The organism is Microcoleus sp. PH2017_12_PCY_D_A, from assembly GCF_020738565.1.
In the GTDB taxonomy this organism is placed as follows: domain Bacteria; phylum Cyanobacteriota; class Cyanobacteriia; order Cyanobacteriales; family Microcoleaceae; genus Microcoleus.
Genome location: NZ_JAEQCI010000035.1, coordinates 19,045 through 42,208, shown reverse-complemented (window position 1 = coordinate 42,208; position 23,164 = coordinate 19,045). Strand labels below are relative to the sequence as shown.

The window sequence follows — 23,164 nt, the reverse complement described above, 5'->3', positions numbered from 1 at the left end:
GAGGTTTTTCGTAAATTCTATGAAAGTGAATTCAACCCAACTTAGTGGGGTAACTTGCTTAGTCCGTACCAAGTTTTAGCACCGACAATTCCATCTTGCGGTATATTCTTGCTGATTTGGAACTGGCGCACTGCGACATCTGTCATCGTCCCAAAATATCCGTCAATAAAACCGAAATAGTATCCATTGATTTTCAGGACATTCTGAACAATTTTCACTGCATTACCAGAACTGCCATTCATCAAAGTCGGCCTATTCACAGGTGCACCAGAGTACAGTGCTTGCCAAGTTATAGAACCGACAATCCCATCTTCCATTAAGAAGACGCGGTGTTGATAGCCTCTGACTGCTTTTTGAACTTGGACGCCGAAGATACCGTCAATCGGGCCGAAATAATATCCCCAATGAGCTAGGAGAGTTTCTAGTTCTTTGACTGCTTGACCTGTGGAACCGATTTGTAATGTGGGTTTGTTGAGTCCTGTTGTCAGACCAACTGCAAAATTTGATTGGGCTGTAGTATCGGCGGCGATCGCCATTGTTTCATTGTTCATGCTTTTTTCTTCGGTGTACATAATGTGCTCCTTTCAATATTTAAGTTATGCTGTTTGATATTTCAGGTATAACTGGTGCGATTGATGGCTTCACAGTCACTTTTTCGAGTGTCACTCATTTGAGTGTCACTCAAATGAGTGACAAACCAAATCAAGAGGTTTGTAGTGAGGACTTTAGTCCTCATAAAAATTAGAGGACTGAAGTCCTTACTACAAACCAAATCAAGAGGTTTGTAGTGAGGACTTTAGTCCCGATCAAAATCAGAGGACTGAAGTCCTTACTACTAACCAATGGCCGATCGTTACAGCGAATGGGACGATCGCCCTCACTGTAATTCTCGCAAGGTAGGAATTAAATACTGTGTCAAAGTAAAGGCATCTACACCTAATTCTGTCCGTTCTTTAGCTGCGGCGATTCCGGCTTTTGCGTGCCACCACGCTGCTGTTGCTGCAACGGATTGCGTGGGCGATTTGCGGGCGATCGCACTTGCTAACAGTCCCCCTAACAAGCCTGTGAGAACGTCGCCGCTGCCGCCTCTGGCGAGGGCTGGGGTGCTTTCGGGATTGAGATAGGTAACGGTACGTGAAGCGTAGCTATCGGCTGGGGAATCGCCCTCATCCTTCCAACTTATGCAAACTCTGGCTCCTTTGAGCAATACCGTTGCACCGCAAAGCTGCGCTGCTGCTTGAGTGGCGGCAATTCGATCGCCCGTTGCGTCTGCTAATTTGGGAAACAAACGCTTGAATTCGCCCGGATGAGGCGTGATAATTGTGAGTGCTGAGCGTTCCGACAAAATCGGGACTGTGCCGAGTTGAGCGAGAATATTTAAACCGTCGGCATCGAGAACTAAAGGTCGATCGCACTCCAGTACAGATTCTACAGCGATCGCCGCTTCCAATGTCAGACCTGGCCCGGCGGCGATCGCATCGTAGGCGCTCAAATTAATTGCTACTGGCAACTCCCTAATTGCACCGCTTTGAGTTTCGGGACATCCTATAACTAAAGCCTCTGGCAAATGACTGCTCAACATCGGTTTAATCGACTCAGGAACGGCAATTGACAGCATTCCCACACCGCTAGCCCTTGCTCCCAAGGCGGCTAAAATTGAGGCTCCGCTGTAACGGCCCGAACCTGCAATAATTAATATGTTACCGTTGGTGTATTTGTGCGAAATTGGCGATCGGGGCAATGGCAAATGCTGAATTGCCGCTGCTTTAGTAATGCGTTGTATTGCGGGAAATTCGCCCAATATCGCTGCAATATCTGCGAGCGGAATATCAAAATCAATTAATTCTGACTTGCCAATATATTCTAAAGCTTGGTCTTGTAGAAAAGCCCTTTTCCACAACCCCAAACATAATGTATATTTTGCCCTGATTGCCGTACCCAAAACTGATCCAGTATCAGTATGAATTCCCGAGGGAATATCTATACTAAAAATGGGTATATTTAAATTATTTATTTCATCAATCGCGGCTGCTGTCTGGTTAGTGATTTCTCGTTCCAACCCAAAACCAAATAAACCATCAATCAGCAAATCGCAGTTGTTCAGCGATTCAACTTTCTCAACAAATGGAATATTTAAAGAACGCGCATAATCAGCGTGACTTTTGGTAAGTTCTTTGAGTTGAGAAAACGGGCAGTAAATAACTACAGAAAATCCTTGAAAGTGCAATTCGCGGGCCACAACCAAAGCATCGCCGCCGTTATGTCCCGGCCCAACCAAAACCCCAATAACTGGCAAGTGAGAATCAACAATCTTTGCCCCTTCACCCCTTTTCCTTCTATACTTGAAATCCGTTACATCCGTGTCAAAATCCGTTGCCGAACTTCCCTCTGACTTCAAAATCTCCTGAATGCGTCTAGCAATCAATCCGGCGACTTTTTCCATTAAAGCTGCTACGGGCATTCCAGCAGCAAAGATTCTGGTTTCTATTTGCCGCATTTGGTCGGCGGTGACAACAAATTTTTGAATAGTCATAAGTAGAAGGAAGAAGGAAGAAGGAAGAAGGAAGAAGGAAGAAGGAAGAAGGAAGAAGGAAGAAGGAAGAAAAAATACACAGCAAGCCTTTGATCGATCGGGATTTGAAGCTTAATTAGGTGGATTTTACTTATTAGTGCTAAAATTTCAGCTAACAGCAGTAGCAACTTGTAGTATTCTTGTGGTATAATCAATTAGCTCGATCGAACTTGCGTAACAGTAAAACAGTAAAATAGCAATTTATTTCCGAACCATGAACAAGATTGTCGTAGGCCTCTCCGGCGGGGTCGATAGTTCCGCAGCAGCCGCAATTTTACACCATCAGGGCTATGAAGTGGTGGGTTTAACGCTGTGGTTGATGAAAGGCAAAGGTCAGTGCTGCTCTGAGGGAATGGTCGATGCCGCTAAAATTTGCGAAAATTTGGGCGTTCCCCACCACATTGTTGACAGCCGCGAGGTCTTTCAGGCAAGTATTGTCGATTTTTTGGTGGACGGTTACAGTGCAGGAGTTACGCCTCTACCTTGTTCCCAGTGCAATAAAACTGTGAAGTTCGGGCCGATGCTCGAGTACGCTCGCGAAGAGCTGGGTATTGAAAAGATTGCTACGGGGCACTACGCTCGCGTTACCTATGATACTGCTACGGATCGCTATCAGTTGCTGCGGGCGATCGACCCTGCGAAAGATCAGTCTTATTTCTTGTACGATTTAACACAGGACTTGCTCGCCGGTACGGAGTTTCCTTTGGGAGAAATCACCAAGGCCCAAACTCGCAAAATTGCCGCAGAATTTGGCTTGAGCACGGCCGACAAGCCGGAAAGTCAGGATTTGTGTTTGGTGGAAAGTAACGGTTCGATGCGGGCTTTTCTCGACAAGTACATCGCGCCACAAAAGGGTGACATTGTAGATAAGTCCGGCCGCGTACTCGGACAGCACGACGGCGTACACCACTACACTATCGGCCAGCGGAAGGGACTCGGGATTGCTGCACCGGAACCGCTGTACGTGATTGAACTCGATGCTGGTGCTAATCGCGTCATTGTGGGCGATCGCCAGTTGGCCGTAGAATCTGAGTGTACAGTCCAGAAAGTAAATTGGGTTTCTGTGGCTCAACCGGCGGCTCCGATTCGGGCTTCCGTGCAGATTCGCTATCGATCGCAACCCGTCCCCGCTACAATTATTCCTGTGGAACCATCCGAAGCAGACGAAAAAGGCAGCGGTACCAGAGTCAAGGTAATTTTTGACGAACCCCAGTTGAGCATTACCCCCGGACAAGCCGCAGTTTGGTATGACTCAGACGTGCTGTTGGGCGGCGGGATTATTGAAAGAAAACAACTCCCAAATTGATGTCAGGCGAAGCATCGAAGCCCGCCCACAAGAAATCCCAATCAAATTTACTCTGTGTGGAACAGGCCAGAAAGCCTGTTTCTTGCTGTGTGGAACAGGCTTTCTGGCCTGTTTCTGGCTGTGTTGTGTGGAACAGGCTTTCTGGCCTGTTTCTGGCTGTATTGTGTGGAACAGGCTTTCTGGCCTGTTTCTTACTCTATGGAACAGACCTCTTGCCTGTTTCCGACGCTCAAATTCCCTTAACTAACTTTCTTTTCCAAGCGCAACACATTCCCCCTAGCATTCGTGCGATAAACCCAAGTTTGGCGGCCGTCAGAAAGCACAACCCGCCAACCTTCAACAATCATTTGGCCGCAAATTTCATCAGCTTTTACGATTCCCAAACAAGTATTCGGCCAACTTTGCCGGCTCGATTCAGTGACTTTCAACTTGTCAGCAGCAATCCCAGTCGAGCGCGACAAGTCTTGGCGAACTGCGGCTGCAACGGTTGCGGGGAATTGGTTCGGGGGATTTTGGCGCGTACCCTCGGCCAAATTGCCCGCTTCGGAAGTTAGACTATTTAGTGCCAATTCAGAATAATTGATTTTTTTGTCCCCTGCGGCTGCGGGCAATTGCTGCGCGGTTTGCTCCTCTTGGTTTTCCAACTGAGCGAGGGACTGTTTGAGGACGCCCGCGTTAGCCGCTGCGGTGTGGATTAGCGCCGGATACATTTCCCAGGCGAGAATTCCCGTCAGCAGCAAAGCCAAGATTAAAGGATTGGGCTGCTTTTCACCTCGGTTTTGATTGTTTTTAGAGTTATTTTCGGAGATTGGTTTCATAGTACGCCCTCTGCCTCACTTTACACTCTTGCGCGATCGCTCCTGAGCACTCAAATGCAGATACTGATATAGACACTGCTGCTGGTGCTGTTTGTTCCTTTGTGCAGAACCGACTTAACTGAGTCGGGCGGCACAAGTATTTTATACTCGCTGCTGCCACTTGTCTTTCAGGAAACTTGCACTACCCAGTTATTGCTTAATTTTGACTTTTAGTGCAGGAGTATTGATAAAAATTTATACCTAAGTAAATCTGCTGAAAAAAAACTGATTCTCGCAGAGAATCTCAGTATAAATGACTATTCATCATGCCCAAATTTCTCAAGGTTTTTTAGACAGGGGGAGACGAACTGAGCCAGTGAACTCGAAGGGATACTGCACAATCTGTGACAACAGGACGGGAACGTATTATAAATTAAGCAAGCTATGGCTGATTAATTATAGCATTCAGGTTTTCAAGAGCGATCGTCCCCGAAAATAATTTAGTAGCGATCGCTACTTTTTTAGTAAAATCTTGTTGAAATATATCGATTATGAACAGAAAATCCCTCGGAATCCATTTAATGAATCGGCTGAGCTATCCTCAAAAATTCACCTCGATCGGTTTTCTATTTGCGATGCCGTTAGCCTTGGTGATGTACCTGCTGATTTCCGAAATTAACACCAGAGTTGATTTTGCCCAAAAAGAAATCTACGGTAACGAATACCTGCGCCCGCTGCGACAGTTGAGGGAACACATACCGAAACTTCAACAGTTAAATTATCAGGGTTTCAATCCAAATTTAAGCAATCCAGATCCTCGGGCTAATTTAGAAGCTAAGATAGACGCGAACTTTGAATCTCTGGCCAATATCGATCGCCAGTTTGGACAAATCTTAGTTGCGAGCGAAAAGTTTAATAACATTTATCACACTTGGCAAAATTTTAAACTTCGCCGCCACCAGTGGAGTTTAGAGACCTACGATGTTGTCTATCATAAATTAGCTTTAGATATTAATAGATTGAGCGCTCACCTCGGCGACACTTCCAATCTAATATTAGACCCCGATTTAGATACCTATTATTTGATGGATGCTACTTTGCTGAAGCTTCCCGAAATGCAAAAAATATTGTCAGAGATTAGGCTAATTTCTCAAAAAAGTAGCGCGCGTTCCGATGCCACACCTGAGGAAAGAGCGAAACTGATTACCTTAGCGGGCAAATTGAGAGAACTCAATCAGAATTTAGCAATCAATATGGAGGTAGGATTTAGCAACAATCCTCACGGGAATCTGATCCCGAAATTAAGCCAGCCTTTGATAAATTTTAACTCAGTAGTAGAGCAACTAACTGGGCAACTAGATAAACTGATTAATCCCACGGCCGTAGTCGAATATTATGCCTATCTCGATGGCAGCGATCGAGTTCTGACTTCGAGTTTTGAACTGTGGGACGAATGTGTCAATGAATTAGACTTTCTCCTCCAAAAACGTATAGATAGTTTAGTTGCCAGAAAACAATTAATTTATGTTTTTGTCTTAATATTTTTAGGAATAGTTGTTTATTTATTTGTTTGTTTTTACCGGGCAGTTATGCAAACTGTCTTGGTGCTTGACGAAGCGTCAAAAAAGATGGCAAGTGGCAATATTGACCACAAAATTATTTTGGATAACCAAGATGAACTCGGGCAAGTTGTGGGTGCATTTAACAAGATTGCCGAGGCTTTGGTTGGTGCGAATCAAGAAATTACTGTTCTTAACGATCGCCTAAAAGCCGAAAATATGCGGATGAGCGCCGAACTAGAGGTCACTCGCAAAATTCAACAGATGCTGCTACCGAAAAACCGAGAACTGAAGGAAGTTATCGGCTTAGATATTGCAGGATTTATGGAAGCTGCTGATGAAGTAGGCGGCGACTATTACGATGTACTCCAGCACGAAGGTAGAGTAAAAATTGGCATTGGCGATGTTACGGGACACGGATTGGAGAGCGGTGTTTTAATGATTATGGTTCAAACAGCAGTGCGAACTTTGCTCGCCTACAACGAACCCGATCCTGTAAAATTTTTAACCGCTATTAACAGTGTAATTTACAATAATATGCAGCGAATGAAATGCGATAAAAACGTCAGCCTTGCTTTGCTAGACTATCACGAGGGAATGCTGAAGTTGAGCGGACAGCACGAAGAAATGATTGTAGTGCGGTGTAACGGTTCTGTCGAGCGGTTTGATACAATCGATTTGGGTTTCCCGATCGGGCTGGATGAAGATATTGCTGATTTTGTGGCCCAAACCCTTGTCCAGTTGCATTCAGGAGATGTGGTAGTGCTGTACACTGATGGGATTACGGAGGCTAAAAATATGAATAAAGTGCTTTATGGTTTAGATAGGTTAATTAAGGTAATAAAGATTAATTGGCAGCGAACGGCTACTGAAATCAGGCACGCTGTAATTGACGACGTGCGATCGCACATCGGCAAACAAAAAGTTTTTGATGACATCACATTGCTGGTTCTCAAGCAAAAATAGGGAATGGGGAATTGGGAATGGGGAATTGGGAATGGGGAATGGGGCATGGGCCCGCGCAGGTCATGGGCCCGCGCAGGTCATGGGCCCGCGCAGGTCATGGGGCATTGGTAGCAACTCGCCAATAACCAATAACCAATAACAACAGTCAACCAACAAATAACAACCAACAACCAACAAATAACAACCAACAAATAACAACTAACAAATAACAACCAACAAGTAACAATTAACAAGTAACAATTAACAAGTAACAATTAACAAATAAGATGATTCAGACTTTCGGCGATTTCCTAGAGCCGACTCCCAGCCACGAATACTTAATAATTGGATTTTCTCCGAGTTCGATCCCCCTCAAGCAGCGGTGGCGGAACAACGGTTTGTCTGCGGATTTTCTGGCTGACTACTTGACGACTTTTTTTCCTGGAAACGAAGAGGATCCCTCGACAATTGACAGACAAGCTGAAATTAAAAGCGCTGTTAGCTACATTGCTAATGAGTTATTAGAGAATGCGATGAAGTTTAATGATGAGACATCGGAACACCCGATCAACATTAAACTGCAATTAAAGAGCGACAAACTGATTTTCTCAGTTGCTAACACCATTCCTGTGCAATGTGTGAGCAAGTTTCAGGCTTACATTCAGCAGTTGCTGGAGTCCGATCCGAGCGATCTGTACATTGAGCGGTTGGAAAAAAATGCTCTTGACGAAAGCTTTACCGATTCTGGATTGGGCTTGCTAACCATGCTCAGCGATTATACCACCCAAATAGGCTGGAAGTTCCAGACGGTGCAAAAAGACCCGGAAGTAATTACCGTGACAACTATGGTGCAATTAAGAGTATAAGTATCGCTGGCGATCGATAATATCTAAGGGACTTTTTTTGCGGCAATGGAAATTAAAACAGAAGATTACGGGATCTGTTACGATCCATCAACGGCAACCGTGAGTTTTATAGGATCTCTAAGGTTGAGCGGGCCCCAAGAGTACGCGCCGATAGTGCAGTTGCTGGAGGAGGTCGCCGATTTGGCACAGGCAAAAATTACCCTCAATTTGCAACAGTTAGAATTTTTGAACAGTTCGGGCATCAATATGCTGTCGAAGTTTATTATCGAGGTCCGCAAAAAAGCTCGGGTGCAAATGGCGGTACAAGGTTCTCAACGTATACCTTGGCAAGGTAAATCTGTGAATAATTTCCAGCGCCTAATGCCGAGTTTGGAGTGGGAATTACTATAGACCTATGATGACTTTTAGGGTACGGACTGTCGATCAATTTTCTGTTAGTCGAGGCGCAAATTCTCGGGTTATGCTGGAAGAACAACCATCTAGAGAACAGCTACTTTTAGAGATAGAAAGATTGCGCCAGCAAGTGGAAGACTTGAAGGAGGAAAAAGCGGATCTGGAAATCTTGCTGGAAAATACTGCTGAACATTCCGATACGGTTGAATCTGAGTTGCGCTATCGGGCATTGGAGGCGGTGCGGGAAGGCGAAATCAAGCTAGCTCAATTTCTCGAAGCGATTCCGGTAGGCGTGGCCGTGCTCGATGCTCGAGGTAAACCTTACTACGTCAATCGTGCCGGACAGCAGTTACTCGGCCAAGGGGTGTTGCCGTTAAATGCTGTTGATGATTTGTCAAAAAGTTATAAATTTTATATCGCGGGAACTGATATTATTTACCCTGCCGAAAATTTGCCGATTGTCCGAGCCCTCAAGGGAGAAAGTTCGACGGCTGACGATCTGGAAATTCATCAATCCGACAAGAAAATTCCCCTTGAGACTTGGGGGACGCCAATTTTTGAGGGTGGCAAAGTTGCTTTTGCGATCGCAGTTTTTCAAGATATCACGGAACGCAAACAAGCTGAAGCCGACCGCCATAAGTTTATTAATAAACTATTTCAACTCAATCAAGATTTGGGGAAATCCCTTGATGCTGAATTAGAATTAACTGATGCCTACGGGCGATTTGTGCCACATCAATTTCTAAATTTGTTGGGATATGAAAGTATTATTGATGTCAATTTAGGCGACCAAGTGCAGCAGGAAATGTCGGTGCTGTTTGCGGACATCCGCGACTTCACGAGGCTTTCGGAAACTATGACGCCGCAAGAAAATTTTAATTTTATCAATGCTTACCTGTCGCGGATGGAGCCTGCTATTACTAGCAATCACGGGTTTATTGACAAATATATCGGCGATGCAATTATGGCTTTGTTTAGCGACTGTGCAGATGATGCAGTGAAAGCTGGTATTGCGATGCTAAATATCCTGAATGATTACAACAGATACCGTTTAAGTGTCGGCTACATCCCGATTCAAATTGGCCTAGGGATCAATTCTGGTTCTTTGATGCTGGGGACAGTTGGTGGCAAAAGCAGAATGGATAGCACTGTGATTAGTGATACTGTTAATTTGGCATCTCGGATTGAAGGATTGACCAAAGATTACGGCGTTCCTTTGTTAATTTCTCATCACACTTTGGAACGGTTGCGAAATCCGGCTGATTATAATATTCGGATTGTGGATAAAGTACAGGTCAAAGGAAAATCTCAATATGTCACAATATATGAGGTATTCGATGCCGATCCGCCGGAAATTCTCTCGGCTAAGCTAGAAAATTTGGCGGTATATACTGAAGCGATGTTACTTTGCGATCGCCATGAGTTCCGATCGGCGGGAAAATTGTTTGAAGAGTGTTTGCGGACAAATCCGAGCGATCGGGTAGCTCGGATTTACCTGAAACGCTGTCGGGATTGGCGATCGCTCCTCAGGGGAATTTAGTCATCAGTCATTAGTCAGCAGTCAGCAGTCATCAGTCAGCAGTCATCAGTCATGAGTCAGCAGTCATATCAAATCCGCTTACATCTGAATGATATTGAGCGATCGGGGCGATCGCACTGCACTCGTCCAAAATTATGATTCCTATGCCAGCGGAAGCGATCGGCTGCTGCTTGTATCGGTTTGGCGACATTGCATCTACCAAGAAACCGGTTTCTTATTTAACACTGCGTAAGTCCTGATAATATAAATACTAATTTGGAGTGTCAATAAAAGACGATGGAAATCAACAAGCGGCAGTCGAGAATATCTATAAAACCTTCAGTAATTAAAGTTATAGCTCTGTTCTGTCTGTGCTGCTTGTTAACTGCAAGCTGCGGACAGGGTGCCAGTCGATCGCCCAATTCGCCCAATTCGCCCAATTCGCCCAATTCGCCCAACAACGATCGCGTGACAATTGGCACAACCTTGAAATTGCGGACGATCGACCCCGCCGACGCTTACGAAACCATCTCAGGACAACTGCTGCGAAATTTGGGCGACACTCTCTACACCTACGAGTCGGGAACCACAAAGTTAATCCCCCACTTGGCGACAGCAATGCCAAAAGTGAGCAAAGACGGATTGACATATACAATCCCCTTGCGTCAAGGCGTAATTTTTCACGACGACACACCGTTTAACGCCGCAGCGATGGAATTTTCCTTGCAGCGATTTATCAAAAACGGCGGCCGTCCGGCTTTCTTGTTGGGCGATGCCATAGAATCGGTGAAAGCGACGGGCGAATACGAATTAACTTTTAAACTCAAAAAGCCCTTTGCTGCTTTTCCTTCCCTGCTGACATTTGCCGGTCTTTGTCCCATTTCTCCGAAAGCCTATGAGATAGGAGACGGTAAATTTAAACCCGATACGTTTGTGGGAACCGGGCGCTACAAGTTGGCGAAGTACGGTAGCGATTCTCTGAAGTTTGACGCCTTTGATCAGTATTGGGGGGACAAACCTGTCAATAAAGGGATTGACATTTTGCTGCTTTCGAGTTCTTCAAATTTGTTCAATACTTTTCGGACAGGTGCGATCGATGTAGCTTATTTATCCCTGGATGCAGACCAAGTTCGCAGCTTGGACGAGGGAGCCAAAAAAGGGAAATGGCAGGAAATCGCGGGGGAGAGCAGTACAGTTAGTTATATGACGCTGAATCTCAATTCTAAACCGCTGGATAAGTTAGAGGTGAGACAGGCGATCGCCGCGGCGATGGATCGGCCCCTGATTAACGATCGCGTCCTCCGAGGACAAGCCCAGCCTCTGTACAGCCTGATTCCCACAACCTTCGATGTTAACAAGCCAGTATTTAAAGAAATGTACGGCGACGCCAACATGGCAAAAGCTAAGGAATTGCTAACAAAAGCGGGATATTCGGCCACGAATCCGTTTATTTTTCAAATTTGGCATCCTACTGGTTCCACAAAGCGAGCTTTAGTGGCGAGCACGATCAAAGCCTTAGCCAAACTCAAAATGGACGGGATTATGCAGGTGGAAATTAACAGCGTCGAATCTCCGACTTTGTTTCAGAATATAGAGAAGGGGATTTATCCTGCGGTGTTAGTGGATTGGTACGCTGACTTTTTCGACGCTGACAATTACATTCAGCCGTTTTTGGATTGTGCAACGGGTTCGGCGGCCCGCGGGTGCGAGAAGGGTGCCAGTCAGGGGCAGGGTTCGTTTTATTATAGCGATCGGGTAAATCAACTGATCGCCAAGCAGCGCCAAGAAGCCAACCCTCAAACCCGCAAAGCTTTGTTTGCCGAAATTCAGGACATACTAGGTCAAGATGTACCTTTCATCCCCCTGTGGCAGGATAAGGACTATACTTTTGCTCAGAACAGTATCACGGGTGTCCGTTTAGAGCCGACGCAATCCTTTCCCTTTTGGTTCCTGAAAAAGCAATAATTGTTTACAATAATTATTAAGAGTTGAAACGTCCATAATCATATCATCTTTTGTGCACAATAGGGTGATGATTGTCACAGTTTATCGAAGAGACCGATCACCCCACTCTCTCGAAAAATGTTGGATATTATTAGTAGAGAGAGATATCGCTGAGGGTGAGTATATGAAATTTGGAATTTTAACAACAACAGGGCTGCTAATTGCGATCGGTTTTGCTTCGGGAGTCAAAGCAGAAAACGTATCACAAGTCAAGCAATTATTAGAAACTAAAAATTGCAGCGGCTGTGACTTGACAGGAGCGCAGCTTTCTGGTATCAATCTCAGCGGTGCGAATTTGAGCGGTGCAAATTTGACAGGTGCAAATTTGAGCGGTGCAAATTTAAACGAAGCAAATCTGAAGCAAGCCAATCTGAAACAAGCTAAATTGCCAGGTGCGAGTCTAATTGCGGCTAAAATGCACGGGGCCAATTTGGAGAGTGCTGATTTTACCCGCGCTAACCTGAGTCTAGCGGGTTTAGTGATTGCTAGTTTAAAAAATACCAACCTCACCAGTGCTAATTTAGTCGGCGCTAATTTAGAAAGTGCTAATTTGGCTGGTGCGAACCTGAGAAATGCTCGCCAGTCTGTAGCGAATCTAGCTAATGTCAGCCTCCGGGGCGGCAGTTTGTCGGGAATAGATGTGCTGGGGGTTAACTTGCGGGATGCAAATTTGACTGGTGCAAATTTGAACGGTGCAAATTTGAACGGTTCGGACTTGACTGGTGCTAATCTAAAGGATGCTAATATGGCAAACGTAGATTTGAAAAACGCTGCTTTGCCGTAGGACGATCGCCAATTGCTATATCAGACTATCGTGTTTAACAACCTTAATATAATCCTGTAGGGGCAATTTATGAAATTGCCCCTACAATTTTAATTGCCCGTAATTTTAATTTACCGTTAAGTCCCAGATGAAAGAGGACTGAAGTCCGAACGATCGAACCTAATTAGAATTATTTAACCGGACTCTATCTCAATCTTCGTCGTCAGCGTCTTGCGCGAAACGGATAATGTCATCATCTCCGAGATATTCGCCATTTTGGATCTCAATCATCACCAGGGGAATCACGCCGGGGTTTTCGACGCGGTGAGCGGTATTCATGGGAACGTAGGTTGACTGTTTCTGCATGAGAATGGTCTCTTTGTCATCGCAGATAACTTTAGCGGTACCGGAGACGACAACCCAGTGCTCGCTGCGGTGATAGTGCATTTGGGTGCGGATGTGGTGTCCCGGTTTGACTTCGATGCGATTTATCTTGTAGCGATCGCCCGCGTCTATGACTGTAACTTTACCCCAAAACCGACTTTGCGTGCGATCGTCCGTTTTTTCCATTGTGTCCACTGTTTCCACCATCCTGTTTATCTCGTTAACGGTATCTGTAAAAATATCTGTAGTTGAAAGTATATCAGGGACTGGGTAAGTCTGTAAGTGCGATCCTCTTCTGCAAGCTTCGCTAACGGGCTTTGGCTTAAATTTTTCTCCCAAAATCCAGCTTTACGAAATTAATCGCCATTCACGAGCATCCACAAACTGAGACAAATGCCCCACATTTGTGGTCGCAATCACGACTTCATTTCCCTGATTAGCTTCCAATATTGCTTGAGCAGCCAGAATCACATCACCGTCAAGTGCATTGGGTTCTGCTGTCGGCCTTCCTCTCTTTCGTGCATCCGCCCACAACTGAGCAGCTAGAAGCATTACCTCCGTAGTCAAAGGACGGTAGGGAATTTGCGATTTAAGTTCATCAAGTCGTCGAATACCTGCCGCCTTACCCGCACGAATTAATTCGCGCCGAACTTCATAGTCAGCAATTTCAGGAAGCATTACAATGTAACCTTTTAGCGGCAAAGATTGCAGCCAGAGCTTACCCTCTTGATATAAAGGAGAGGCGGCTTTGGGATTTGTAACAATTCCTAAAGGCCCAGAATCTAACAAAACTATTCTGCTCATGGACTATATATGCACCGAGTTTTCTTCTAGTGCCTTGCAGAGAACTTCAGCGGTTTCTGTTTGTTCCTGTTCATCTCCATCATCTACCCAAGACTGTAACAGCTTGCTCAGAGCTTCGTGCTGCTGTACGGGATCGATAGTTTCTGGTTGTTCGTTATCCTCATTTCCTTCCTTTAGCCCCGCTCGGATTAGTCGGGTCATAGCTTGATTTCTTCTGATACTTCTCTCCTTCGACAGTTTAGTAAAATCTACGTTTTCAGGTGTCTCGGCGGGTTCCGACAATCCTGGCTTAACTGTCACAGTTTCCAGAAATAACCTCATCATTTTCAGCAAATTCGGCCAATATTCTCTCGGAGTTTGCTGAATTACACTGAGAAACTCTACCATTTCATTGCCAATGCGAGGTTCTGGCGCTGAAGTTGCTGTCGCTGGACTTTCACCGATCAAAGCTTGTTCAGACATAATCACTGTTCTCCTTTCTCGGATATTTGAAGCGCGGCCCGGGGCGGGTTTATCAATATTCTCAATGTGAAGCCAGAGATTGTTGGTGAACCCGCCCCTACTTATATTGTAAATAAAAGGCGAGCAATTGCCTGCCCTTACTTCGAGCGAAATTCAATATCGCTACAAATATTCTAAAGTTTTTTTTTACCGCAGATGTCATATCATGTCCGCTCGATTACCATAACAAAAACCGTTCGATCGTTTGGACGAATAGTCGGTACTCCGGCTGCGGACTGAAGTCCGCACTACAAACCAATCTCCGCAGCGATCGATCCATCCATCGAAGATGATGTCAGCGGATGAACAGAGATGTACGCAGATAAAATTAATTCATCTGCGTACATCTGCGTTTATCTGCGGTTCAAAATAACCATCTCACTAAGCTGCGATGATTTTACTTGCTCAACACACCATCGGGAATTCCCAAAATATCCTCAATCCGAGGCATATCTTCCAAAGCAATCACTCGCCCTTCATCCTCAAAACCAGCAATTCGATCGAAATTCAAATATCGATACAAATCACCAGCAAAAGGATTGATTTTCTTCGCCACAATCTCGCGGTATTCTTCGACTGTGGGAATGCTCCCCAACAGCGAACAAACTGCGGCTAATTCGGCTGAACCGAGATAAACTTGCGCGTCTTTGCCCATGCGGTTGTTGAAGTTGCGAGTGGAAGTTGAAAACACTGTTGTGGCATCTTTAACCCGCGCTTGATTTCCCATACAAAGACTGCATCCCGGCATTTCTGTGCGCGCTCCAGCGGCTCCAAAAATGCTGTAATAACCTTCTTCTTTCAGTTGCTGTTCGTCCATGCGAGTTGGCGGACAAATCCACAGGCGGGTTTTCACTTCTCCCGCACCTTCCAATACCTTCGCAGTGGCGCGGTAGTGACCGATATTTGTCATGCAGGAACCGACAAATACTTCCTCTACCCGATCGCCCGCAACCTCACTCAACAATTTAACATTATCCGGGTCATTCGGCGCAGCCACAATCGGTTCAGTAATCTCGTTGAGATCGATTTCGATGATTTCAACGTACTCCGCATCAGCATCAGCTTCTAACAGCACCGGATTAGCCAGCCATTCCTCCATCTTCGCCACTCGGCGCATCATCGTCCGCGCATCTTCATAGCCCCGCGCCACCATGTTTTTCAGCAGCGCGACGTTAGAACGAATGTACTCAGAGACCGTCTCAGGGCTCAATTTAATCGTGCATCCGGCGCAAGAACGCTCGGCCGAGGCATCGGTCAATTCAAAAGCCTGTTCGACCTTCAAATCGGGCAAACCTTCAATCTCCATAATCCGCCCAGAAAAGACGTTTTTCTTATTCTGTTTGGAGACTGTCAGCAAACCTTTTTGAATCGCTACGTAGGGAATTGCATTCACAACATCCCGCAGCGTTACTCCCGGTTGCAATTCACCTTTGAACCGGACTAGAACCGATTCCGGCATATCCAAAGGCATGACGCCCAAAGCAGCAGCAAATGCTACTAATCCAGAACCCGCAGGAAAGGAAATTCCTAACGGGAAACGAGTGTGAGAATCGCCGCCGGTTCCCACTGTATCCGGCAACAACATCCGGTTCAGCCAAGAGTGAATAATTCCGTCTCCGGGACGCAAAGCTATGCCGCCCCGCTGTGCCATAAAATCGGGCAATTCGTGGTGAGTTTTGACATCGACTGGTTTCGGATAGGCGGCGGTGTGGCAGAAACTTTGAATTACCAAATCGGCGCTAAATCCCAAACAAGCGAGTTCTTTTAATTCGTCGCGAGTCATGGGCCCGGTGGTATCTTGGGAGCCGACTGTGGTCATGACTGGTTCGCAAGATGTGCCGGGACGAACGCCTGCTAAACCGCAAGCTTTTCCTACCATTTTTTGGGCTAAGGTGAAACCTTTTCCGGTATCGGCGGGAATAGTTGGACGGGTGAAAATTGTGCTGATTTCTAGTCCTAATGCTGCACGAACTTTGTCGGTTAAGGTGCGTCCGATTAATAGCGGAATTCGGCCGCCGGCGCGCACTTCGTCGAGGATTGTGTCGGGTTTGAGGGTGAAGGTGGAGATGATTTCTCCGGCTTCGTTGGTGATTTCGCCTTTGTAGGGATGGATGGTGATTACCATGCCGGTTTCCATTTTGGCGACATCGCATTCGATCGGCAATGCGCCGGAATCTTCAGCGGTATTGAAGAAAATCGGGGCGATCGCACTTCCTAGAATGTATCCGCCGCTGCGCTTGTTTGGAACAAAGGGAATATCGTTGCCGATGTGCCACAACACGGAGTTAATCGCCGATTTCCGCGAGGAACCGGTGCCGACAACATCGCCGACGTAGGCTACGGGATGACCTTTTTCCTTCAATTGGGCGATCGTTTCCAAGGCCCCTGGCATCTTGCTTTCGAGCATCGCCAAAGCGTGCAAAGGAATGTCCGGCCGCGTGGTAGCCTGAGGTGCGGGCGACAAGTCGTCGGTATTGGTTTCTCCGGGCACTTTGAAGACTGTAACGGTAATGGCTTCCGCGAGTTCTGGGCGGCCTGTAAACCACTCGGCATCAGCCCAAGAATCGACTACCTGCTTGGCGTAGGGATTGGTATCCGACAGGGCGAGAATGTCGTGAAAGGCGTCAAATACTAACAGCGTTTTGCTCAGAGCCCGGGCTGCGGTGGCGGGAATGGCGACTTCGGCAGTGGGATGGAGCAAATCGATTAAAGATTGGACGTTGTAACCGCCCATCATTGTCCCCAGCAGGTAAACTGCCCATTTGGGAGCAATTAGGGGGCTGTGGATTTCGCCTTTGGCGATGCCGGTGAGAAAACCTGCTTTGACGTAGGCGGCGCTGTCTACCCCAGGAGGTACGCGATCGCGCAATAATTCTATTAAGGCGGATTCTTCGCCGGGGGGCGGATTTTTCAGCAATTCGCAGAGTTCCGACGTTTGCTGGGCGTCTAGCGGCAGCGGTGGAATTCCCAATGCGGCTCTTTCGGCAGCGTGAAGGCGGTAAGATTCAAGCATTTTCCCTCTCTCCTCGGATAGTTTTGGGTAGTTGTTGGCAGATGGCATTACTTTTTAGATTAGGGGCTTCGGCTGCACATTTGGCAAAGTACCCCGCCATACATGAAAATTTAACGCAAGTTCAGAAACTGTACATTTTCCTACCAGAGACAGATGCGATCTCCACCGACAGTCCACCTAAAACTCGATCCGAGCAGTTTTGGACTGCTGAGTTGCGTTGTTCTGGTTAAGATTAATGTAGTGGGGTACTGTCGATCGTCCTCTGCATCTGAAATTGTCAGTCACCACAAGTGTAAAAAAAGTTACCTGCACAACGGATCAATTCAAAAATGGAAAGTTTTATCCCTGAAAACGGTGAAGACTGTCAGGGCTGTGCCGCCAAGCCAGACTTGTACGAAGAGTTGCAAGGAACCAAAGAATTGCTGCTGACGATCGCCAATTCGATGCCCATGCCCATGATCGTCAGCAGTCTGCCTGACGGCACAATTCTTTATAGCAACGATTTATGCCGTCAGGCTTTCGGCCTGAGAGCATTTGAGTCGATCGAGCGCCAACCGGCCTCCATGCTCTACAACAACCCCGCAGAGCGCCAGGAACTGCTCTCGGAGCTCGCCCGCAACGGACAAGTCCGCGAGACAGAAGTCCGCCTCAAAAAAGCTGACGGCACGCTGTTTTGGGCAACTGTATCGATGCGGTATTTGACATTGCTTTCAGAAAAAACTGTGCTGTCAGTGTTCTGCGACATTACCGAGCGCAAGCTAGCCGCCACCAAAGAGCAGGAATTGCTGGCGTCAATCCACTTGCGGGCCCGCCAGCAAGCAGCCGTTGCTTACTTGGGGCAGCAGGCGCTGGCTGAAACAGATTTGTCCGCGCTGATGGACAAAGCTGGGGTTTTAATTGCCCAAACCCTAGATGTCGAGTATTGCCAGTTTTTGGAACTGTTGCCCTCGGGCCATGCTTTTCTGCTGCGATCGGGGGTGGGCTGGCAGCCCGGACTTGTCGGTAACGCTACTGTTACCGCTTCTAGTCGATCGCAAGCAGGTTACACGTTGCTAGTCGGTGAACCGATAATCGTCGCAGATTTGCGGGTGGAAACCCGCTTTAGCGAGTCGCCGCTGCTGCACAACCACCAGGCTGTCAGCGGCGTCACTGCGATCGTTCCCGGCAATCGGGGACTGGTGAAAAGGAACTGGGGACAAGCAGAACCAGCGAAGACTGCTGAGTCGCCCGTCTGGGGAATTTTGGGGGTGCACACCAAGAGCGAGCGGGTTTTCAGTCAAGATGACGTTTATTTTGTAGAGGCGATCGCCAATCTGTTAGCTGCGGCGATCGATCGCATTCGATCGCAAGAGCGCTTGCAAATGATGGAACGGGCGATGGAGAGTACCAGCAACGGCATTGCGATCGCCGACGCCACAGTTGCAGATAATCCCATTATTTATGTCAATCCCAGTTTTGAGCGGATCACTGGTTATGGGAGAGACGAATTAATTGGGAAAAACTGCCGATTTTTACAGGGAACAAACACCAACTGCCCCGCCGCAAAAGAACTGCGAACTGCCATTCGAGAAGGGAAAGAATGCCAAGTTATCTTGCGTAACTTTCGGAAAGATGGAACACCTTTTTGGAACGAACTTTCGATTGCTCCCGTCTACAACTCCCGGCGACACTTAACTCACTTTATTGGAGTTCAAACCGATGTTACAGACCGCCAGCGCTCGGAAGAAGAATTATTTTTAAAGTCTCAAGATTTAGCCACCTTCAGTGCCAACCTCAAACACTTGCACCGGATTACAACTTATCACTATCAAAATTTTCAAGAACTGGTTGACGATTATCTAACAGCAGGCTGTTTAATTTTTGGACTCTCTATTGGTATTATTGCTCAAGTTGAAGGTCAATCTTTTATGATTCGATCCGTCAGAAGCGATATCAAATATTTCAAGAAAGGATTAAACTTAAATCTTAGCGATACTTACTGTGCAGCAGTAATCAAATCCAAAAAAACCATGGCGTGTTCTCACATTAAAGACATACTGAAAAGGGGCGATTATCAAGTTTATCAAGATTTGAACATAGAATCATACATTGGCACACCGATATTTGTCAGCGATAAAATTTATGGTACTTTGAGCTTTTGTGCACAAGAAGTCAGACAGAAAGATTTTGAATCGCAGGCCAGAGAAATCATAGAATTGATGGCTCAAAGTATCGGTAAATTTCTAGCGGTTCACAAAATGGAAGTCGAACGCCAGCAAGCCGAAAAAGAGCGCTGCGAGTTGATAGTATCTCTCCAAGAGAGTGAAGAACGCTATCGCCGTTTAGTAGAACTATCTCCCGAAGCGATCGCCGTTCACAGTCAAGGGAAAATTGCCTACATCAATGCAGCAGGCGCTAAACTCCTGGGTGCGAGCTCTCCAGCAGAGCTCATCGGCTTTCCGGTATTGAATTTCGTGCATCCAAACTATGTGGAAACAGCCAGAGAACGCATGAGGCAAGTAGAGGAAGAAAATCAGCCGATCGACCTTGCCGAACAAAAACTGATGCGGCTTGACGGACAAATCATAGACGTTGAAGTTGCCGGCATCCCCGCTATTTATCAAGGCTCCGCCGCCGCCCAAATTATTATCAGAGATGTCACCGAGCGCAAGCGAGTAGAACAGCAACTGCTGCACGGCGCCTTTCACGATTCGCTGACGGGTTTACCCAACCGCGTTTTGTTCATCGACAGGCTAGGAAAAGCGATCCGCCGTTCCAAACATTCCCCAGATTACAAATTTGCCGTTTTGTTCCTAGATTTAGACCGCTTCAAAATAGTTAATGATTCTTTAGGACACATTCTTGGGGATAAACTGCTAATTGCCCTAGGGCAGCGGCTTCAGGATTGCGTGCGCGTTTCCGATACCGTGGCGCGACTCGGTGGAGATGAATTTACCATCCTGCTAGACCGCATTCAGAGCTTCAGCGACGCCACCCTAGCAGCTAACAGGATACAAACAGAACTGAAGATTCCGTTTAACCTCGAAGGACACGAAGTATTTACCACCGCTAGCATTGGGATTGTTTTCAGTCGAGGTGACTTAGGAATAGTAGAAAGTGACGAGTTGAACGGCCAGCAGAGTGCTTTCTACAGCCATCCCGAAGAATTCCTGCGCGATGCTGATATTGCTATGTACCGCGCTAAAGCTTTGGGTAAAGCCCGCCACGAGGTGTTTAATTTGGCGATGCACGACCAAACTATCTCGCTCTTGCAGTTAGAAACAGACCTGCGGTTAGCTATTTTTGGCAAGGAGGAATTAGGTTCGAGTAAGGATGAATGTTCGCACTTTATTGTGCACTACCAACCGATTTTTTCGCTCGCCAGCGGTGCGATCGAGGGTTTTGAGGCTTTGGTGCGCTGGCAGCACCCGGTTCGGGGTCTAGTGCCGCCGTCTACTTTTATTCCTGTAGCCGAGGAAACAGGCTTGATCGTGCCTCTGGGAGCATGGGTGCTGCGCGAAGCTTGCCGGCAATTGCGCCTTTGGCAAGAAATGTTGATGGAAGAAGGAAGTTCGGCAGCGGATTTTGTAACGGATGTAACGGATGTAACGGATTTTACTGATATGGGGAAGGAGGAAAAGGGAAGAAGTCCGAGGGAAGAAGAAAGAGGAAAAAAGGAAGAAGTCCGAGGGAAGAAGGAAGAAGGAAGAGGGAAAAATTTCCCAATGCCCAATTCCCAATTCCCAATCTCCAATGCCCAATGCCCAATTCCCAATGCCCAATTCCCGATTCCCAATGCCCAATTCCCCATTCCCAATTCCCAATTACCAATTATCGATCCTGCACAATTAACAATGAGCGTCAATCTTTCTCCAAAACAGTTAGGAATGGCGAATTTGATTGAGCATATAGATGAAATATTGGCAGAAACTGGCTGCGCTCCGAGTTGTTTAAAATTGGAGATCACTGAAAGCGCGATCGTAGAAAATGTGGCTAAAGCAAATATTGTACTCGCCCAATTAAAAGGTAGAAATATTCGATTGTCGATCGACGATTTTGGTACGGGCTATTCGTCTTTGAGTTACTTGCACCGCTTTCCGCTGGATACGCTGAAGATCGATCGATCTTTTGTCAGTCGCTTGGGGGCTGTGGAAAACGGCAACGGTGGGGGTCAGCCTTTGCAGATTGTGCGGGCGATCGTAACTTTGGCTCACAATTTGGGATTAAATGCGATCGCCGAAGGTGTGGAGACAGCCGAACAGTTAGCCCAGCTTCGGGCCCTCGACTGCGAATTAGCTCAGGGATATTGGTTTTCTAAACCTTTGGACAGTGGCGCAGTGACAGAAATGCTGATAAATCTGGGCAATATCAAGTGTGGTTAAATAGTGTTCAATACCACCTTTAAAATAGCAATCGAATGAAAGACTTTCGTTATATCATCGAGCTTCTTAACTACTTTTGGGCAGAGCAATATCGCGAGACGGAGGCGCACCAAATAATCGGCTGTATTCAAGGAATCGGAATTACCCGATCGCATCAGTGATGAAAATGCCAGAATAGGGATGAAAGAATTCCGAAGAATCTGTATCCCGGCAGATGCGATCGCCCGATCGATTATATTTGCGATCGAGCAACCCGATGATGTCGGTGTCAGCGAGATAATTGTCCGCCCCACCGCTAGTCCTTACTGATTGTGAAGGATTGGATGCCAGCAAACGCAAAATACTCAACCAAAAAACCATAAAACAATGACAACTAAAAATGCCATCCAACCCCGTCAACTTGGCTACAGAGGCCCAACCGTTTTCCCGTTAGCCCTCGGATGTATGGGGATGTCTGGGCTATACGGTGCATCGGATGATGATGAAAGCATTGCTACGATCCGTGCTGCGATCGATCGCGGTATCACATTATTAGATACAGGCGACTTTTATAAATCTGGGCACAACGAGATGCTGATTGGTCGGGCGCTCAAAGACCGTCGCGATCGCGCTATGCTGTCTGTCAAATTCGGTGCTTTGCGATCGCCTGATGGCGGCTGGACTGGTGTAGATGGACGACCCGAATCGGTGAAAAACTTTGCAGCCTATAGCCTGAATCGCCTGGGAGTCGAGCATATTGACATCTACCGTCTGGCGCGACTCGATCCCAATGTGCCGATCGAGGATACCATTGGCGCGATCGCCGATCTGGTAAAAGCAGGCTACGTCCGCCATATCGGATTGTCGGAGGTAGGTGCAGAAACAATTCGTCGCGCCCATGCAGTTCATCCGATTTGTGACCTTCAGATCGAGTATTCTCTGATTAGCCGCGGCCCTGAAACTGAAATCTTTCCGGTGCTTGAAGAACTTGGCATCGGGGTGACAGCCTATGGCGTTCTCTCGCGGGGATTGCTCAGCGGTTCAATCCCCACCGCACCCAATGATTTCCGTGCCTTCTTGCCCCGATTCAGCGGTGAAAACCTGGTTCTGAACCAGCGTTTAGTTGAACAACTCAAGCAAATTGCTGCGGCTAAAAATGTTAGCCCGACCCAAATTGCTATTGCTTGGGTACTTGCCAAAAGTACAAAAATTGTACCAGTAATTGGTGCTCGCAAACGCACTCAATTGTCGGAATCTTTGGCAGCGGTTGAGGTGAACTTATCGTCAGAAGATTTGGCTCAGATTGAAGCGGTGATTTCTCCATCTGCGATCGCTGGCACGCGCTACGACGAACATCAGATGAAAATGCTCGATAGTGAAAGTGCATAGGCTTCATTC

At 46.8% G+C, this 23,164-nt stretch carries 18 protein-coding genes; 9 read left to right on the top strand and 9 right to left on the bottom strand.

Annotated features, from left to right (window positions below):
- Window positions 1–41: 41 nt before the first annotated feature.
- Both JGK39_RS10940 and JGK39_RS10935 read right to left on the bottom strand, forming a co-directional pair.
- Window positions 42–551, bottom strand: a complete 510-nt coding sequence (locus JGK39_RS10940; protein ID WP_293256551.1) for a peptidoglycan-binding protein — start codon at window positions 549–551, stop codon at window positions 42–44.
- Between the two features lie 326 nt (window positions 552–877).
- Complete coding sequence (locus JGK39_RS10935) at window positions 878–2,533, bottom strand: NAD(P)H-hydrate dehydratase (RefSeq protein WP_293256556.1); 1,656 nt, start codon at window positions 2,531–2,533, stop codon at window positions 878–880.
- 253 nt (window positions 2,534–2,786) lie between these two features.
- Here JGK39_RS10935 and mnmA point away from each other — a divergent pair, with 253 nt between their 5' ends.
- Window positions 2,787–3,878, top strand: a complete 1,092-nt coding sequence (gene mnmA, locus JGK39_RS10930; protein ID WP_293256559.1) for a tRNA 2-thiouridine(34) synthase MnmA — start codon at window positions 2,787–2,789, stop codon at window positions 3,876–3,878.
- 239 nt (window positions 3,879–4,117) lie between these two features.
- On the opposite strand, the gene JGK39_RS10925 is transcribed toward mnmA, so the two are convergent.
- Window positions 4,118–4,696 carry a hypothetical protein gene (locus tag JGK39_RS10925; RefSeq protein WP_293256562.1) on the bottom strand — a complete coding sequence of 193 codons (579 nt, stop codon included), beginning with the start codon at window positions 4,694–4,696 and terminating at the stop codon, window positions 4,118–4,120.
- Between the two features lie 530 nt (window positions 4,697–5,226).
- Between JGK39_RS10925 and JGK39_RS10920 the strand changes: the two genes are divergently transcribed.
- The 4 genes from JGK39_RS10920 (at window position 5,227) to JGK39_RS10905 (ending at window position 9,978) form a co-directional block, all read left to right on the top strand.
- Window positions 5,227–7,200 (top strand): PP2C family protein-serine/threonine phosphatase, encoded by a 1,974-nt coding sequence (locus JGK39_RS10920; RefSeq protein WP_293296305.1) that lies wholly within the window; start codon window positions 5,227–5,229, stop codon window positions 7,198–7,200.
- A 266-nt stretch (window positions 7,201–7,466) separates the two neighbouring features.
- Window positions 7,467–8,045, top strand: coding sequence for an ATP-binding protein (locus JGK39_RS10915; RefSeq protein ID WP_293256568.1), 579 nt, complete (start codon window positions 7,467–7,469; stop codon window positions 8,043–8,045).
- Between the two features lie 45 nt (window positions 8,046–8,090).
- Window positions 8,091–8,435 (top strand): hypothetical protein, encoded by a 345-nt coding sequence (locus tag JGK39_RS10910; RefSeq protein ID WP_293256571.1) that lies wholly within the window; start codon window positions 8,091–8,093, stop codon window positions 8,433–8,435.
- Between the two features lie 70 nt (window positions 8,436–8,505).
- Complete coding sequence (locus JGK39_RS10905) at window positions 8,506–9,978, top strand: adenylate/guanylate cyclase domain-containing protein (protein ID WP_293256574.1); 1,473 nt, start codon at window positions 8,506–8,508, stop codon at window positions 9,976–9,978.
- Window positions 9,979–10,027: 49 nt separating this feature from the next.
- Here JGK39_RS10905 and JGK39_RS10900 read toward each other — a convergent pair whose 3' ends face one another.
- Window positions 10,028–10,168, bottom strand: coding sequence for a hypothetical protein (locus JGK39_RS10900; RefSeq protein ID WP_293256577.1), 141 nt, complete (start codon window positions 10,166–10,168; stop codon window positions 10,028–10,030).
- 86 nt (window positions 10,169–10,254) lie between these two features.
- Here JGK39_RS10900 and JGK39_RS10895 point away from each other — a divergent pair, with 86 nt between their 5' ends.
- Both JGK39_RS10895 and JGK39_RS10890 read left to right on the top strand, forming a co-directional pair.
- Window positions 10,255–11,922, top strand: a complete 1,668-nt coding sequence (locus JGK39_RS10895) for an ABC transporter substrate-binding protein (RefSeq protein ID WP_293296304.1) — start codon at window positions 10,255–10,257, stop codon at window positions 11,920–11,922.
- A gap of 163 nt (window positions 11,923–12,085) precedes the next feature.
- A complete protein-coding gene (locus tag JGK39_RS10890; RefSeq protein ID WP_293256583.1) occupies window positions 12,086–12,745 on the top strand; it encodes a pentapeptide repeat-containing protein in 660 nt (219 codons plus the stop codon).
- Between the two features lie 189 nt (window positions 12,746–12,934).
- Here the strand turns inward: JGK39_RS10890 and JGK39_RS10885 are convergent, their stop codons facing one another.
- The 4 genes from JGK39_RS10885 to acnB form a co-directional block, all read right to left on the bottom strand.
- Window positions 12,935–13,348 (bottom strand): cupin domain-containing protein, encoded by a 414-nt coding sequence (locus JGK39_RS10885; RefSeq protein WP_293256606.1) that lies wholly within the window; start codon window positions 13,346–13,348, stop codon window positions 12,935–12,937.
- Between the two features lie 108 nt (window positions 13,349–13,456).
- Window positions 13,457–13,912 (bottom strand): nucleic acid-binding protein, encoded by a 456-nt coding sequence (locus tag JGK39_RS10880; RefSeq protein ID WP_293256586.1) that lies wholly within the window; start codon window positions 13,910–13,912, stop codon window positions 13,457–13,459.
- A gap of 3 nt (window positions 13,913–13,915) precedes the next feature.
- Window positions 13,916–14,374 carry a hypothetical protein gene (locus JGK39_RS10875; RefSeq protein WP_293256589.1) on the bottom strand — a complete coding sequence of 153 codons (459 nt, stop codon included), beginning with the start codon at window positions 14,372–14,374 and terminating at the stop codon, window positions 13,916–13,918.
- 436 nt (window positions 14,375–14,810) lie between these two features.
- Window positions 14,811–17,426 (bottom strand): bifunctional aconitate hydratase 2/2-methylisocitrate dehydratase, encoded by a 2,616-nt coding sequence (gene acnB, locus JGK39_RS10870; RefSeq protein WP_293256592.1) that lies wholly within the window; start codon window positions 17,424–17,426, stop codon window positions 14,811–14,813.
- Window positions 17,427–17,755: 329 nt separating this feature from the next.
- Here acnB and JGK39_RS10865 point away from each other — a divergent pair, with 329 nt between their 5' ends.
- Window positions 17,756–21,787, top strand: a complete 4,032-nt coding sequence (locus tag JGK39_RS10865) for an EAL domain-containing protein (protein WP_293296302.1) — start codon at window positions 17,756–17,758, stop codon at window positions 21,785–21,787.
- 141 nt (window positions 21,788–21,928) lie between these two features.
- On the opposite strand, the gene JGK39_RS10860 is transcribed toward JGK39_RS10865, so the two are convergent.
- The gene (locus JGK39_RS10860; RefSeq protein ID WP_293256598.1) at window positions 21,929–22,147 is read right to left on the bottom strand and encodes a hypothetical protein; all 219 of its coding nucleotides are present in this window, start codon (window positions 22,145–22,147) and stop codon (window positions 21,929–21,931) included.
- 6 nt (window positions 22,148–22,153) lie between these two features.
- Between JGK39_RS10860 and JGK39_RS10855 the strand changes: the two genes are divergently transcribed.
- On the top strand, window positions 22,154–23,155 hold the full coding sequence (locus JGK39_RS10855) for an aldo/keto reductase (RefSeq protein ID WP_293256601.1): 1,002 nt from the start codon (window positions 22,154–22,156) through the stop codon (window positions 23,153–23,155).
- Window positions 23,156–23,164 lie beyond the last annotated feature (9 nt).

What these genes read in the sequence shown, in the direction of transcription:
- JGK39_RS10940 (WP_293256551.1), bottom strand. Translation starts at nt 551, where the DNA reads ATGAACAATGAAACAATGGCGATCGCCGCCGATACTACAGCCCAATCA.
- JGK39_RS10935 (WP_293256556.1), bottom strand. Translation starts at nt 2,533, where the DNA reads ATGACTATTCAAAAATTTGTTGTCACCGCCGACCAAATGCGGCAAATA.
- mnmA (WP_293256559.1), top strand. Translation starts at nt 2,787, where the DNA reads ATGAACAAGATTGTCGTAGGCCTCTCCGGCGGGGTCGATAGTTCCGCA.
- JGK39_RS10925 (WP_293256562.1), bottom strand. Translation starts at nt 4,696, where the DNA reads ATGAAACCAATCTCCGAAAATAACTCTAAAAACAATCAAAACCGAGGT.
- JGK39_RS10920 (WP_293296305.1), top strand. Translation starts at nt 5,227, where the DNA reads ATGAACAGAAAATCCCTCGGAATCCATTTAATGAATCGGCTGAGCTAT.
- JGK39_RS10915 (WP_293256568.1), top strand. Translation starts at nt 7,467, where the DNA reads ATGATTCAGACTTTCGGCGATTTCCTAGAGCCGACTCCCAGCCACGAA.
- JGK39_RS10910 (WP_293256571.1), top strand. Translation starts at nt 8,091, where the DNA reads ATGGAAATTAAAACAGAAGATTACGGGATCTGTTACGATCCATCAACG.
- JGK39_RS10905 (WP_293256574.1), top strand. Translation starts at nt 8,506, where the DNA reads ATGCTGGAAGAACAACCATCTAGAGAACAGCTACTTTTAGAGATAGAA.
- JGK39_RS10900 (WP_293256577.1), bottom strand. Translation starts at nt 10,168, where the DNA reads ATGTCGCCAAACCGATACAAGCAGCAGCCGATCGCTTCCGCTGGCATA.
- JGK39_RS10895 (WP_293296304.1), top strand. Translation starts at nt 10,255, where the DNA reads ATGGAAATCAACAAGCGGCAGTCGAGAATATCTATAAAACCTTCAGTA.
- JGK39_RS10890 (WP_293256583.1), top strand. Translation starts at nt 12,086, where the DNA reads ATGAAATTTGGAATTTTAACAACAACAGGGCTGCTAATTGCGATCGGT.
- JGK39_RS10880 (WP_293256586.1), bottom strand. Translation starts at nt 13,912, where the DNA reads ATGAGCAGAATAGTTTTGTTAGATTCTGGGCCTTTAGGAATTGTTACA.
- JGK39_RS10875 (WP_293256589.1), bottom strand. Translation starts at nt 14,374, where the DNA reads ATGTCTGAACAAGCTTTGATCGGTGAAAGTCCAGCGACAGCAACTTCA.
- acnB (WP_293256592.1), bottom strand. Translation starts at nt 17,426, where the DNA reads ATGCTTGAATCTTACCGCCTTCACGCTGCCGAAAGAGCCGCATTGGGA.
- JGK39_RS10865 (WP_293296302.1), top strand. Translation starts at nt 17,756, where the DNA reads ATGGAAAGTTTTATCCCTGAAAACGGTGAAGACTGTCAGGGCTGTGCC.
- JGK39_RS10860 (WP_293256598.1), bottom strand. Translation starts at nt 22,147, where the DNA reads ATGGTTTTTTGGTTGAGTATTTTGCGTTTGCTGGCATCCAATCCTTCA.
- JGK39_RS10855 (WP_293256601.1), top strand. Translation starts at nt 22,154, where the DNA reads ATGACAACTAAAAATGCCATCCAACCCCGTCAACTTGGCTACAGAGGC.